Source organism: Chryseobacterium sp. FR048 (assembly GCF_056844665.1).
This window is the reverse complement of sequence record NZ_JBXDSE010000012.1, coordinates 148443-162873: the sequence shown is the minus strand read 5'-3', so window position 1 is coordinate 162873 and position 14431 is coordinate 148443. Positions and strand designations below refer to the sequence as shown.

15 protein-coding genes are annotated in these 14431 nt (G+C 37.4%); 12 read left to right on the top strand and 3 right to left on the bottom strand.

Annotation, left to right across the window (positions count from 1 at the left end):
- The first annotated feature begins 275 nt into the window (after positions 1-275).
- Positions 276-1079 (top strand): pyrroline-5-carboxylate reductase, encoded by an 804-nt coding sequence (gene proC / locus AC106K_RS25730; RefSeq protein ID WP_482448450.1) that lies wholly within the window; start codon positions 276-278, stop codon positions 1077-1079.
- Here proC and AC106K_RS25725 read toward each other — a convergent pair.
- Positions 1069-1482 carry a VanZ family protein gene (locus AC106K_RS25725; protein WP_482448449.1) on the bottom strand — a complete coding sequence of 138 codons (414 nt, stop codon included), beginning with the start codon at positions 1480-1482 and terminating at the stop codon, positions 1069-1071. The two genes, proC and AC106K_RS25725, sit on opposite strands and share 11 nt — an antisense overlap.
- A gap of 55 nt (positions 1483-1537) precedes the next feature.
- Between AC106K_RS25725 and lnt the strand changes: the two genes are divergently transcribed.
- The gene (lnt, locus tag AC106K_RS25720) at positions 1538-3172 is read left to right on the top strand and encodes an apolipoprotein N-acyltransferase (RefSeq protein WP_482448448.1); all 1635 of its coding nucleotides are present in this window, start codon (positions 1538-1540) and stop codon (positions 3170-3172) included.
- A gap of 151 nt (positions 3173-3323) precedes the next feature.
- Here the strand turns inward: lnt and AC106K_RS25715 are convergent, their stop codons facing one another.
- Positions 3324-5033 (bottom strand): T9SS type A sorting domain-containing protein, encoded by a 1710-nt coding sequence (locus AC106K_RS25715; protein ID WP_482448447.1) that lies wholly within the window; start codon positions 5031-5033, stop codon positions 3324-3326.
- 242 nt (positions 5034-5275) lie between these two features.
- Between AC106K_RS25715 and rpmB the strand changes: the two genes are divergently transcribed.
- From rpmB to AC106K_RS25685, 6 genes are all read left to right on the top strand, one after another.
- Entirely contained in the window at positions 5276-5518 is a 243-nt protein-coding gene (gene rpmB, locus AC106K_RS25710) for a 50S ribosomal protein L28 (RefSeq protein WP_002976757.1), read from the top strand.
- Between the two features lie 6 nt (positions 5519-5524).
- Positions 5525-5707, top strand: a complete 183-nt coding sequence (gene rpmG / locus AC106K_RS25705; RefSeq protein WP_027373683.1) for a 50S ribosomal protein L33 — start codon at positions 5525-5527, stop codon at positions 5705-5707.
- Between the two features lie 20 nt (positions 5708-5727).
- A complete protein-coding gene (locus AC106K_RS25700) occupies positions 5728-5877 on the top strand; it encodes a DUF4295 family protein (RefSeq protein WP_065722020.1) in 150 nt (49 codons plus the stop codon).
- 89 nt (positions 5878-5966) lie between these two features.
- Positions 5967-6434 (top strand): RidA family protein, encoded by a 468-nt coding sequence (locus AC106K_RS25695; protein WP_185287671.1) that lies wholly within the window; start codon positions 5967-5969, stop codon positions 6432-6434.
- 15 nt (positions 6435-6449) lie between these two features.
- Positions 6450-7403, top strand: a complete 954-nt coding sequence (ftsY, locus tag AC106K_RS25690) for a signal recognition particle-docking protein FtsY (protein WP_065399143.1) — start codon at positions 6450-6452, stop codon at positions 7401-7403.
- Positions 7404-7475: 72 nt separating this feature from the next.
- On the top strand, positions 7476-7736 hold the full coding sequence (locus tag AC106K_RS25685) for a GlsB/YeaQ/YmgE family stress response membrane protein (RefSeq protein WP_047096617.1): 261 nt from the start codon (positions 7476-7478) through the stop codon (positions 7734-7736).
- Between the two features lie 77 nt (positions 7737-7813).
- Here the strand turns inward: AC106K_RS25685 and sppA are convergent, their stop codons facing one another.
- Complete coding sequence (sppA, locus tag AC106K_RS25680) at positions 7814-9571, bottom strand: signal peptide peptidase SppA (RefSeq protein ID WP_482448446.1); 1758 nt, start codon at positions 9569-9571, stop codon at positions 7814-7816.
- Between the two features lie 20 nt (positions 9572-9591).
- Between sppA and folK the strand changes: the two genes are divergently transcribed.
- From folK to AC106K_RS25660, 4 genes are all read left to right on the top strand, one after another.
- Positions 9592-10008 (top strand): 2-amino-4-hydroxy-6-hydroxymethyldihydropteridine diphosphokinase, encoded by a 417-nt coding sequence (gene folK / locus AC106K_RS25675; RefSeq protein WP_047096619.1) that lies wholly within the window; start codon positions 9592-9594, stop codon positions 10006-10008.
- A 16-nt stretch (positions 10009-10024) separates the two neighbouring features.
- Positions 10025-11146, top strand: coding sequence for an OmpA family protein (locus AC106K_RS25670; protein ID WP_482448445.1), 1122 nt, complete (start codon positions 10025-10027; stop codon positions 11144-11146).
- 53 nt (positions 11147-11199) lie between these two features.
- A complete protein-coding gene (locus tag AC106K_RS25665) occupies positions 11200-12726 on the top strand; it encodes an OmpA family protein (RefSeq protein ID WP_482448444.1) in 1527 nt (508 codons plus the stop codon).
- A gap of 212 nt (positions 12727-12938) precedes the next feature.
- Positions 12939-14375 carry an OmpA family protein gene (locus tag AC106K_RS25660; protein WP_482448442.1) on the top strand — a complete coding sequence of 479 codons (1437 nt, stop codon included), beginning with the start codon at positions 12939-12941 and terminating at the stop codon, positions 14373-14375.
- The last annotated feature ends 56 nt before the right edge of the window (positions 14376-14431 follow it).

The window sequence follows — 14431 nt, the reverse complement described above, 5'->3', positions numbered from 1 at the left end:
ATACACGAAATAGTTCGTTTCTATGCATTCGTTTAGTTCACTTTATTTTCTCTGGTTCTTCAGAATTTAATTAGTATCTAATTTATTACTAAATCCTTTTGCAAATCTAAAGGCATTCGTGGCAATAAAAAACTGCATTACTCTTACTTAGCCTACTCTATTTTCTTATCCTTAAAAAAACTTTACCATTTGTGGTTCCCAGCAGCAATACTTTATCATAAACCATCTCTCATCCCCAGAAAAATACTTATTTTAGCTAAAAAATTACAATAAAGATGAAAATAGCTATTCTTGGAGCCGGAAATATGGGGCTTTCTTTTTCAAAATCATTCCTGAAATACGAACTTATCAAACCTGAACATCTTCACCTGATTATCAGAAGTCAGGAAAAAATATCCAAAATAGCAGAAGAATTTCCCAAATCAACCGTTTCCACTTTTGATGAAGTAAATGAACTGGATGCTGACCTGATCATTATCGCTGTAAAACCTCAGGATTTTCAGACAGTAGCTCAAAACATCCGTTTTACACTGAAAGAAAACCAGATGATCTTATCCATCATGGCGGGAATCAATATTGAAAAAATTCAAAACCTACTCAAACATCCTTCGGTAGTAAGGGCTATGCCCAACTCTCCTACTCTTTTGGGAATGGGAATTACAGGGTATACGGCTGCGGAAGGAATTTCTTTCAGCCAGTTAATCAATATCGAAAGATTACTCAACAGTACCGGAAGATCGGTCTATCTGGAAAATGAAGAGCTTCTGGATGGTGTAACAGCTCTATCTGGTAGCGGTCCTGCTTATTTTTACTATATCATTGATGCAATGATCAAAGCAGGAATTGAGATGGGAATTGAAGAAAACCTTTCCAAGCTTTTTGTAAAACAGACCATGCTGGGTGCTTATCATCTGATCAACAATTCTGATAAAAGTTTAGAAGAACTGATCAAAGATGTGGCATCCAAAGGCGGAACTACAGAGGCCGCTTTAAAGACTTTTGAAGATAACAGTTTCAAAGAAATTTTAAAGCAGGGAATCCTTAATGCAGAAAAACGGGCTAAGGAACTCAATAGCTAAGACGCTTTTCAATAAACCTACATATCTTCCATCCAAGATACACCCCGAAAGTATTCAGGATAATATCATCTATCTCAAAGATCCCCATTCTTGTAAAGTATTGGAGGGCTTCCACGATGACAATGGTTGAGATAAATGTAAAGATAAGGGTCTTAAAATCATTCAGTTTTGGAAAAACCCATCCCAGAAAGCCAAAAGGAACAAACATGACGACATTTCCTACTACAATAACTACGATATCTTTCCATGATTTAGCGCCCTGAATAAATTTAATGGTCGCAAACACAGGTTCCACAGTAATAAGATTATCTTCATACTGAAAACGGCCCATTCCCAGAAACATCAGGTAGAGCAAAAATAAAGTATAGGGTAGAATAACAGCTTTATAAATTTTCTTTAACATCTGGTGCTAATATATTCATTTCAAAAACATTAAATTTGTGTATTAAAATAATTTAATGAAATACGTTCTGCTTACACTTATTTCAGCAATGCTGCTGTCGGTCTCATGGCCAACTTATGGGGTTCCGTTTTTTATATTTTTCGCTCTTGTTCCGCTTCTGATGATGGAACATGGAATTTCAAAATTTTCAGATTATAAAAGAAAAGGCTGGATCGTCTTTTGGCTGTCTTACCTTTGTTTTGTGATCTGGAATATAGTGACTACAGGATGGCTATATGGTTCTAAAAATCCTGACGGAAGCCATTCTCTAATGGCTGTTGTATTCCCGGTTTTGGTCAACTCCCTTCTCTATTCATTGGTATTTCAGTGTTATCATTGGTACAAAAATGCCCAGGGAACCTATTGGGGTCTTGGATTTTTAATTGCTATCTGGATGAGTTTTGAAAAATTCCATCTGGGTTGGGAACTGACGTGGCCGTGGCTGAACTTAGGGAATGTATTTTCAGAATATCCTAAACTGATCCAGTGGTATGATACCCTGGGAGCAACCGGAGGAAGTTTCTGGATTCTCCTGATCAATGTCTTGATTTTCTATACGGTGAGAACATGGGAAGCGGGCAGAAAGAAAAAAGATCTGATTAGAAATTCATCTATTGTTGCCGCTTTCATTGTACTTCCGATGATTATTTCAGTGATCAAATACAATAATTTTGATGAAAAACCAACCGGACAGGTCAATGTACTGATGCTGCAACCTGATCTTGATCCTTATGCTGAAAAATATTCCAAAGACAGTCTTACGATTGAACAGGATCTGCTGGCACTTGCTGAGAAAAACTCAACGGGAAAAATAGATTATTATATGGCACCGGAGACAGCCCTTCCCGGCAGAGGCTCTATCTCTGAAACCGCTTTTGAAAAGAGCTTGCTTTTAAACAATATTAAAGAATTTCTGACCAAACATCCGGGATCTGTCTTTGCAACAGGAATCTCTTCACACCGTTTTTATTATAATCCTGCTGACTTGCCTAAAGAGGCATATCAGATCAACAGTGGGGTTTGGGTGAGCAGCTACAATACCGCTATTCAACTTGTTCCCAATCAGAAAGTACAGGCTTATCATAAAGGAAAACTTGTACCGGGTGTTGAAATATTCCCTTATATGAGTGTTTTAAAACCACTTTTAGGAGATGCGATGCTGAATCTGGGTGGAACTGTAGCCTCTCTGGGGACAGATAAAGAAAGAGTTGCTTTTTCAAATCCTTACAATAAAGGTAAACTGGCCCCTATCATCTGCTATGAAAGTATTTATGGTGAGTTTGTGACAGACTATGTAAAAAAGGGAGCCAATTTCTTAGGTATTATGACCAACGATTCCTGGTGGGGAGTTACGGAAGGACACAAACAGCTTTTATCTTACGCCAAACTAAGAGCTATTGAAACCAGAAGAGAAATTGCCCGTGCTGCCAACAGTGGAATTTCTGCCCACATCAATGCAAAAGGTGAAATCATGGCTGATACTTTTTATGGAGATCAGACAGCATTGTTTGCCAAAGTAAACCTGTACGATACGATGACGTTCTATACCAGAGCGGGTGATCTTCTTTCAAGGTTTTCCCTGTTTGCTTTAGGATTTTTACTGTTTTATTATCTTATTGAATGGTTCAAAAAGAAAACAAAGAAAGCCTAATTTTAAACATTAATTGCACAAATTTCTGAACGAATAACACAAAATCTGTGTGATCAATAATATTGAAGACACTAGATTTTATTCCAAAAAAAAGAGAAAAGCCAGCTGGACGTCTGGCTTTTCTCATTGATAGAAGATAGAATTGATTCAATTACTTAATCGTAAGTTTTCTTGTGGTTATTTCGTTTTTTATCTTCAGTTTTAATAGATATACACCTTTAGGCAAGTGGGACACTTCAATAGTCTGGTCTCCACTTAGGTTGACATTCAGTCTTTTTCCATCCATTGAATACATTTCAACTTCGGAAACTTTTTCTCCTCTTATATATACTTTATCAGCTACAGGGTTCGGATAAATGACCAGTTTTGCTGCTGTTTTTCCTTCTTTCACTCCCAGTGTACCATTCGTAGAAGCGTCAGAATACGTTTTTGAGGCATCAATTGATTTTACACTCCAGTATACTGTTTCTATGGCCGGATCAAGGTCCAGGAACCATGAAGGAGTCGTTACTACATATTTGGCAATATTCTGAGCTCCCTGAGTAGTTCCTACTGTTATTTCATACTGTAAAGCATTTACTGGTGTTTTATCATCTGTTGCCCCGCTCCAGGTAAAATTGAACCTGTTTCCATTTTTTGTTAAGTTGAGTTGAGTAGGCGGAGTTGGTTTTAAATTGACTTCTGTAGAATTATTTTTAAAAACTTTTGCCAGTGAAGGTAAATCAGCAGAATTCCAGTCGAATCCACCCAGCAGAATATCCAGATGATGATCATTATTAAAATCAAATAAATGAACATGTCCCGGGCCTCCCAGTTCCGTTACTCCAGCCAGTGTACCTTCTACAAAACTCTGACTGGAAGGGGTATACAAATAAGTTTTCACAACTGCATTATAATTTTTATTTCCTGAGATAATAAAATCATAATAGCCATCATTATTAAGATCTCCTACGCTAAGCGTGGCATCAGAAATATCGTTTTCTGCAATCTGATGTGGCGTCAGCGTTCCTGTTCCATCATTCATCAGCACTGCAAAATAACCTTCATCATTCTCATCACTGCCTATTACGACTATATCCTGAAATCCGTCAGCATTAAAGTCTGCAAAATCAATTTTCCCTACAGACATCGGTGGAAGATCCTGGGTATGAGTCAATACTCCAGCCTGGTTCATGTATACTTTTGAAACCGGGCTGCCATCAATATCAGATCCTATGATCACAAGATCCAGAAGCTGGTCGTTATTAAGGTCAACGACTTTAAAACTTCCGTTTTGAGTTCCATCCACCCAGTTCTCGGTCATATCAAAACCTGCTCCTGTATTTTTATAGTAATCCAATGTATTCTTGAACCCGTTTCCATGAGCATACTGAGTCCCATTAAGCGCATAATCCGGTTTTCCGTCATGATTGAAGTCAAAAACTTCCAATGATCCGTAAACCTTTCCCGGAAGCTCAGTTTCTTTCACAAATCCCGTTCCTGTATTTTTAAAACGATACTGTTTATAATTCACAATATCCATATAGCTAAGCCCTGTGGAAACAATATCCATCAGACCGTCATTATTATAATCGATAAATTTTATATCTCCCAGGTGAGTCACATCTCCACCCAGATCAGCATAGGGCACCAATGTTGTCCCATTATTCTGATATACCTCATTATAGGTACTGTCTACATTCCCGTCCCCGTCTGAATCTATTGCTCCGTTCAGTACAATATCCAATGTTCCGTTGTTGTCTATATCAGCAATATCAGCGGCAGAATAGTAAAAATTTTTCATGCCGGTCTGTATTTCCGTAAAGTTCTGTGCGGCGAGACAGATTGGGAGCATCGACAATAAAATAGAAATCCTCTTCATATTATTTTTATTTAGATTAATTAAAAACAAAGATAGAATATTAAATTTTCTTGTTGGAAAAAAGCCTGTATGAAATATATCAGCACTGATTATCTGGTATATCCCGGAAATTCGGATATTTTAAAAATTCAATATTATTAATCAGCCACTTATTTGCAAATATTTTCCAAAAGATTTGTCTATCTAAAAAATTCTTCGTTATTTTGCACTCTCAAATATTATACAAATAAGAACATCGAGATATGTCAAGAATTTGCCAAATAACAGGAAAGCGTGCAATGGTTGGTAACAACGTTTCTCACGCTAATAACAAAACGAAGCGTCGTTTTGAAATTAACTTATTAGAGAAGAAGTTTTACCTTCCGGAGCAGGATAAGCACGTAACACTGAAAGTATCAGCTCATGGATTGAGAGTGATTAACAAGATTGGAATCGAGGAAGCTATTGAAAGAGCTACTAGAAACGGATTGATTAAAAAGAATTAATAAATCATGGCAAAAAAAGGAAATAGAGTTCAAGTAATCCTTGAATGTACAGAGCACAAAGAAAGTGGTATGCCAGGAATGTCTAGATACATTTCTACAAAAAATAAAAAGAACACTACAGAGAGATTGGAATTGAAAAAATACAATCCTGTTCTTAAGAGATCTACCCTTCACAAAGAAATTAAGTAATTTATAAATAATAACTTACCATGGCAAAGAAAGTAGTAGCAACCCTACAAACTGGGTCTAAAAAAATGACTAAAGTGGTGAAAATGGTGAAGTCTTCTAAATCAGGAGCTTACGTTTTCGAAGAAAAAGTAATGAATGCTGACGAAGTTGATGGTTATTTGAAAAAATAATCCGTACTTTGTTTACAATATAAAAAACTACTCATATTTTGGGTAGTTTTTTTGTTATCTTTGTGCACCAGATTATTAATCAATAATGTATGAGAAAGATTCTTGTTCTGGTTTGCACCGTAACTTTTCTATTTTCATTCAGTCAGAAAACAATGAACCCTACAGAATATAAAAGTTCGCCAAAAGTTTTCAGCATCCAAGGACTGTCACAATCGGTAAGCATTGATTGTGGAAGTTCTAAAATGATTTTATTATCCGGGCAGGTTCCTTTAGATTCTGAAGGCAATCTGGTGGGAAAGACTGTAGAGGAACAGACGCATCAGGTCTTTAGAAATATAGAGAATATCCTGAAGGAATATGGAGGTACCGGAAAAGATATTGTAAAATTAGGTATCTTTATTACAGACATCTCCAAAACTCCGGATTTCAGAAAAGTAAGGGATTTGCATGTCAATACACAAACTCCTCCTGTAAGCAGCCTTGTGGAAGTGAGCCGGCTTTTCAGAGATGATGTCCTTATAGAAGTGGAAGCCACAGCAGTGATTAAAAATAAATAAGAATAAACTAAAACTATGAGTTGGTTTAAAAATATTTTCAAAAAGGAAGAAAAAGAAACTTTAGACAAAGGATTGGAAAAATCCAGTCAGGGATTCTTTGAAAAAATGACGAAAGCCGTAGTCGGTAAAAGTAAAGTAGATGATGAAGTCCTGGATGATCTGGAAGAAGTACTGATCGCATCTGATGTAGGTGCCTCTACTACGATCAAGATCATAGAGAGAATTGAAGAGCGTGTTGCCAGAGACAAATATGTTGGGGTAAACGAACTTGATACTATTCTTCGTGAAGAGATTTCCGGATTGCTGCTTGAAAATCCACATGCGGGTACTGGAAATATTGATACGTCCAAAAAACCATATGTCATCATGGTGGTAGGAGTAAACGGAGTAGGAAAAACAACCACTATCGGAAAGCTGGCCCATCAGTTCAAATCAGAAGGTAAAAAAGTAGTTCTCGGAGCAGCAGATACCTTCAGAGCAGCTGCTGTTGATCAGCTTACCATCTGGAGTGAAAGAGTGGACGTTCCTATTGTAAAACAGGGAATGGGTTCTGACCCTGCTTCTGTAGCATTTGATACCGTACAAAGTGCCGTAGCCCAAAATGCTGATGTGGTCATCATTGATACCGCAGGAAGACTTCATAACAAAATCAACCTGATGAATGAGCTTTCCAAGATCAAAAGAGTAATGCAGAAAGTAATTCCTGATGCTCCTCATGAGATCTTATTGGTTCTTGACGGGTCTACAGGACAGAATGCTTTCGAGCAGGCAAAACAATTTACAGCAGCAACGGAAGTAAATGCTTTGGCAGTAACCAAACTGGACGGAACAGCAAAAGGAGGTGTTGTAATCGGTATCTCCGATCAGTTTCAGATTCCTGTAAAATATATCGGAGTCGGTGAAAAAATGCAGGATCTACAGCTGTTTAATGGTACGGAATTTGTAGACTCATTCTTCAAGAAAAGATGATTTATATCATGTTTTCCCTTACATTAGTAAACAAATCATTTTTAAATATTAACAATAAAAAAATTTGCAACTATGGGATTTATAACATGGATTTTATTCGGTCTTATTGCTGGAGCAATTGCTAAAATGATCATGCCTGGAACTCAGGGAGGCGGATGGCTAATCACCATTATCCTTGGAATTTTAGGCGCATTTGTAGGAGGAGCTATTGGAGTTTACATTCTACACTGGGGAGATGTTACTTCCTTCTGGAATCCAAGAAGCTGGATTCTTTCAATAGGAGGAGCTTTAATCATCCTCTGGATTTACGGAATGGCCACCAAGAAAAGCTAATTGTAACGCTTATAAAAAATAAAATCCCGGATCTGAAACTCAGGTCCGGGATTTCTGTGTACAATATATAAATTTAGTTAGTTGTTGATTCTGATCTGATATGGCATTTCCATTTTCACTTCAGACTGCAGCTTTTTGTCTGTGATCTGCTGTAAGATCTCGTAATTGGATTTTCCAATTTTATTTTTAATGATTCTCGCAGAAACATCTTCTTCATTCAGATCTTTGAACAGCTGCTCAAACGGTGACATTTTCTTAGGATAACCTTCCGCATGATATGATTTCAATCCAGCTTTCTGTGCCGCAAATTTTACTGCATCATTCAAAGTTCCCAGTTCGTCTACAAGACCAATCTGTTTTGCACGGACACCACTCCATACTCTACCCCCTCCTACACTATCAATCTGCTCGAAAGTCTGCTTTCTGTTTTGAGTCACGAAATGTACAAATCTTTTGTAAGTACCTTCTACACTTCTGGTCATCATATTAACACCGTAAGGGGTAACCCCATTCAAACCTGAATAATACATAGAGTTAGCATTCGTAGCCACCACATCTGCACGGATACCGTTTTTATTAGCAACATCCTTATAATAAGGTAATACTCCAAAAACTCCGATAGAACCGGTAAGCGTATTAGGCTCCGAATAGATTTTGTCCGCTGCCATTGCAATATAATATCCTCCTGATGCCGCATAATCACCGAAAGAAACCACCACAGGCTTTTTCTTTTTCAGCTTCTGCAGCTCAAATAAGATTTCATCTGAAGCATTGGCACTTCCTCCCGGAGAGTTGATTCTGAAAACTACCGCTTTCACTTTATCATCCTCCTGAAGTTTTTTAATGTATTTTACATATTTCTCAGATTGAATATCATTATATCCATCACCATTATTGATAGATCCTGAAGCATACAATACAGCAATTTTTTCTCCGGATTGATCTTCTTCAGCATAAGAACTGATATAATTAGCCAAAGAGACTTTGTTCAGCTTTTCTTTTTCTTTCAGACTCAATTTGTTTTTAAGAAGATCATCATATTCAGATTTCTGAATCAGTTTATCCGCAAGCTTATATTTTAATCCCTGTTCAGGAATCATTCCGTATAAACTATCAACAATCGTTCTGAACTGAGCGGTATCAATCTTTCTTGAAGCTGCCATTTTATTGGAAGTATTCTTCCAAAGATCATTCAAAAGAGTACTTAGCTGCTCTTTGTTCTCAGGTGAAATGTCATTTCTTAAAAAAGGTTCTACAGCAGATTTGAATTTACCGTGACGGATCACTTCAATTCCAATTCCATATTTATCAGCAAAATCCTTGAAGAAAGTCACTTCAGTAGAAAGTCCCTTCAATTCTATCCCTCCCGCAGGATGAAGATAATACTGGTCTGCTACCGATCCCAGATAATAAGCGGATTGCGAAACTCCGTTACCGTAAGCGTACACAAATTTTCCACTTTTCTTGAAATCCTCAATAGCACTTCTAAGATCATCAATCTGAGTAAGACCCGCATTCAGATCGTCAGCTTCAATGCTTATCCCTTTAATATTGTCATCAGTCTTAGCTTTATTAATCGCTTCAATAGCATCATAAAGAAGAACGTTTTTGTTTTGGCTCCCTATATTAAACAATCCCATTTCCTCTTCAGTAGGACTGTCTATGATATTTGTTTTTAAATTAATCGTAAGAACCGAGTTCTTTTTCACCGTCACAGACTTATCATTCCCCATAGCACTGAACACAAGCATCATAATGAAAAAGATGAAAAATACGGCGCAAAGTATGATTATTGCTACTATATTTGCCAAAACATTTTTAAAGAAACTTCTCATAAATCAATCAATTTTCCAATATGTCGCAGCATAAGGTAGTTTTGTTACTAGGAAGTAACCTTGGAGATCAAAAAAAAAATATAGAGCTTGCATTACAGAAAATAAGTGACGCAGGAAACCAAATTTCACAAACCAGCGAATTTTTAATGTCGGATCCCGTAGAATTTGCCAGTTCCAATATTTTTTGTAATATTGCAACAATAATATTCACGCATCTTTCACCAATTCAATTGCTTGATTGTATTAAGAACATTGAAGTGGAAATGGGAAGAATTAATGATTCAAAAGTATCCGGAGGCTATACCGACAGGATTATAGATATTGACATCATTAAGTATAATGAATTAAACTTTACATCAGAAAGATTAGAAATCCCTCATAAAAAACATCTTTTTGAAAGGGATTTTTCCAGAATATTATTAAGAGATTTTATTTAAACATAAAACATATTGTATGAAATTAGGTTTATTATTATTGGCTACAACCTTGCCGATTGCTGCTTTCGCTCAGAATAGCGGCACTACAGTAAACTCTTCAACTGAGTATCCTAATACCTTTTCTTCAGGATCAGCTAATGTACAGCCTTTCGACAACAAAGCCAGACGCTTCAGAGACTGGTCTATTTCCGTTGGAGGAGGTCCTGCATTTATGGTTCATTCTGCCCTGAAATCTATCCGTAAAGATAAGATCAATTGGGGGTATAACGCTTACGTAAGTATTGATAAACAAATCTCTCATACTTTCGGATTAAGCCTTATGTATACAAGAGGAGAAACGAAACAAACCGGGCAACTTCCAGGAGCTCCGGGTATAGCTGCGGGAGTGGCTACTGCTACGACTCAATTTGACCAGATTGCTTTATTGGGAGACATTAATTTTTCCAACTTATTAAGAAGAGTGGATAATCATTCTCCATACCGATGGGCTTTCCATGGTTATGCGGGAATTGGACTTCAGGGATACAGAACTTCTCTGCATGACAATGATCAGAACAGATGGAGCGATGTTCCTAAAAGAGTTCCTTTATTTGTAAAACAGGATCTTGCTATTAATTCCATATACTATCAGGTAGGTTTAGGACTAAAGTATAACGTTTCAAAACTTGTTGACCTTGAAGCCAGAACGATGTATATCATAAGTGGTGAACAGGCATTTGATGGTAGCGGATACAATAACTCAAGCTATGACCCTGCTCAACCTGTGGCCTCACAAAACAGATACACTATTCTTAACAACAGAAGATCTTATAACGCTTGGACAGTAAGTTTAGGAGCATCTTTCAAATTAGGAAAACATGAATCTCATTTAGCATGGCATGATCCTCTTCAGGAAGCCTACTACAGAACAAGCGTTTTAGAAAATGCGTCTACTGATCTTGTAGTTTGTGAAAAAGGAGATGCTGATAATGATGGAGTTTGTGACGATTGGGACAGACAGCTTGATACTCCTGCAGGAGCAAGAGTAGATGGTGCTGGGGTTGCTTTAGACATGGACCTTGATGGCGTTATTGACCTTTACGACAAGTGCGTAACAGTGCCAGGACCAGTTGAAAACAACGGATGTCCGGTTAAATAATACAGAAAACCAAAAACATTTCCTTTAAGAAAAAAATCAAATAATAATACACGATGAAATTAAGTTTAGCAATTGTTGCCTTAGCTTTAGCAGTTCCTGCCATAAGTTATGCACAAGACTCAACGACAACATCCAACGGAGAATATCCCAATACTTTCTCTTCCGGATCTGCCAATGTTTCCCCATTCACCAATAAATCGAAAAGATTTAATGACTGGTCTATCTCTGCAGGGGTTGGTGTTCCACTTCTTCAGTCAGCAGATTTGACCTCGATCAAAAATGGTAACGGTAAAAACCTTTTTGGATATTCAGCTTATGTAAGTATTGATAAAGCGATCACCCATGCATTTGGGATCAACCTACAATACGACAGAGGTGAAACCAGACAAGGATGGTTCAATACTAAAGATGCTGCACCTGATGCCAACGCAGTAGCTGGTAGAACTCAGTATGATGCGATCTCAATCTTAGGAGATATTAATTTTTCTAACCTTTTGAGAAGAGTTGACAATCATTCTACTTACAGATGGGCACTTCACGGATATGCAGGTATCGGTACAATCGCTTACAGAGCCTATCAGAAAACAAGTGCAGGACAACAGCTTATGACAGAGGTAAAACCTTTCAAGCTAGGTTCAATGTTCATGCAGGCTGGTACAGGTCTTAAATTCAAAGTAAACAATAGAATCGATCTTGAAGGTAGATTGATGTATGTGGTAACAGGTGATGATACATTTGACGGTGGAGGTGATCCATATAGTAAAGTTAACAGAAATTCTTCACAGATTTCCGATAACTTCTTCAATGCTACCCTGGGTGTTTCTTTAAAACTTGGAAAACACGAATCTCACCTGATGTGGCATGACCCATTACAGGAAATTTATTATAAACTGGATGTACTGGCTAACAAAAAACAGGAGATTGAAGTTTGTAAAAAAGGAGATATGGATAACGATGGCGTTTGTGATGATTGGGACAGACAGCTAGACACTCCTGCAGGAGCAAGAGTAGATGGTGCCGGAGTTGCCCTTGACACAGACTTAGACGGTGTAATTGATCTTTACGACAAGTGTGTGACTGTTCCTGGACCTGTTGAAAACAACGGTTGTCCTATAGAGAAAAAAGATAACAACGAGACTGCTAAAGAAGTAGAAAAAACACTTAAAGACATTTACTTCAACTTTAATAAAGCGACAATCAGACCTGAATCTAATTCAAAACTTGATCTGGCTGCTTCAATTATTAAAGAAAATGGAGGTAACTACTTGTTAACAGGACATACAGACATCAAAGGAAGTGCTGCTTACAACCTAAGATTATCTAAAGAAAGAGCTGCTGCTGTAGTAAGTGCTTTAGAGACCAGAGGAATCAGCGAAAACGTTCTGAAATCAAGAGGTGTAGGCTCTGCAGAAGCTACTATTCCTGCTTCAGCTTCAGATGCTGAAAGAATGGCAGACAGAAAAGTTACGGTAAGATTTATCGAAAGTTCACAATGGGATGCTATCAAAAAGAAAGATTATGAAGATGCTCCAGTGAAAAAACCGGTAAAAAAAGCACCGGCTAAGAAAAAGAAAAAATAATTAGTTATAATTCCATTAAACCGAAAAGAATTTGTCTTTTCGGTTTAATTTTTTTCTACTACGAAATTTTTTACCTACCTTTATATCATTTTCAGGCCAATAGCTATCAATTCAACTGAATATCAGCTTAATTGTTTTGAAAAAAATAACACAAAAATCACTTTTTAGCGTAAAAAATCATTTAAAATAACTTAACTTAAAAAAATAACACTATGAAATTAAGTTTAGCAATTGTTGCTTTAGCCTTGGCTGTACCTACTGCCAGCTATGCACAAGACTCAACGGCAGTTTCAAAAGGAGAGTACCCTAATACATTTTCTTCAGGGTCTGCCAATGTTTCCCCATTCACCAATAAATCGAAAAGATTTAATGACTGGTCTATCTCTGCAGGGGTTGGTGTTCCACTTCTTCAGTCAGCAGATTTGACCTCTATCAAAAATGGTAACGGTAAAAACCTTTTTGGATATTCAGCTTATGTAAGTATTGATAAAGCGATTACCCATGCATTTGGGATCAACCTACAATACGACAGAGGTGAAACCAGACAAGGATGGTTCAATACTAAAGATGCTGCACCTGATGCCAACGCAGTAGCTGGTAGAACTCAGTATGATGCGATCTCAATCTTAGGAGATATTAACTTTTCTAACCTTTTGAGAAGAGTTGACAATCATTCTCCTTACAGATGGGCACTTCACGGATATGCAGGTATCGGTACTATCGCTTACAGAGCCTATCAGAAAACAAGTGCAGGACAACAGCTTATGACAGAAGTAAAGCCTTTCCAACTAGGTTCATTGTTCATGCAGGCTGGTACAGGTCTTAAATTCAAAGTAAACAACAGAATCGATCTTGAAGGTAGATTGATGTATGTGGTAACAGGTGATGATACATTTGACGGTGGAGGTGATCCATACAGCGCTGTCAACAGAAATTCTTCACAGATTTCTGATAACTTCTTCAATGCGACCCTGGGTGTTTCTTTAAAACTTGGAAAACACGAATCTCACCTGATGTGGCATGACCCATTACAGGAAATCTATTACAAACTGGATGTACTGGCTAATAAAAACCAGGATATTGAAGTTTGTAAAAAAGGAGATGCTGATAACGATGGAGTTTGTGATGATTGGGACAGACAGCTTGACACTCCTGCAGGAGCAAGAGTGGATGGTGCCGGAGTTGCCCTTGATACAGACTTAGACGGTGTAATTGACCTTTACGATAAGTGTGTGACTGTTCCTGGGCCTGTTGAAAACAACGGATGTCCGGTAGCAACAACAGGACCTGTAATAGAAACAGAAACTAAATTGGACGGAATTGAATTTGATCTGAACTCAGACAGAATTCTTCCATCAAATACTCCAATTCTAAACAATGCGGTGAACTATATCAACTCTTCAAACGGTTCTTATAGTGTAATCGGAGCTACAGATACAAGAGGTACTGATGCATACAACCAAAAATTATCTGAAAGAAGAGCCAACAACGTTAAGAATTATCTGATCAAAAATGGCGTTCAATCTGGTAAAATCAATGCAATAGGTAAAGGTAAAAAAGACCTTAAATACCCTGAGTGTGAGCCAGCAACGAAATGTCCTGAATGGAAAAACAGAGCAAACAGAAGAGTATACTTCGAAGCTAAATAATAAACGTATTAATTTATTATATGAAAGTCACGCGTTGCGTGACTTTTTTTGTTATC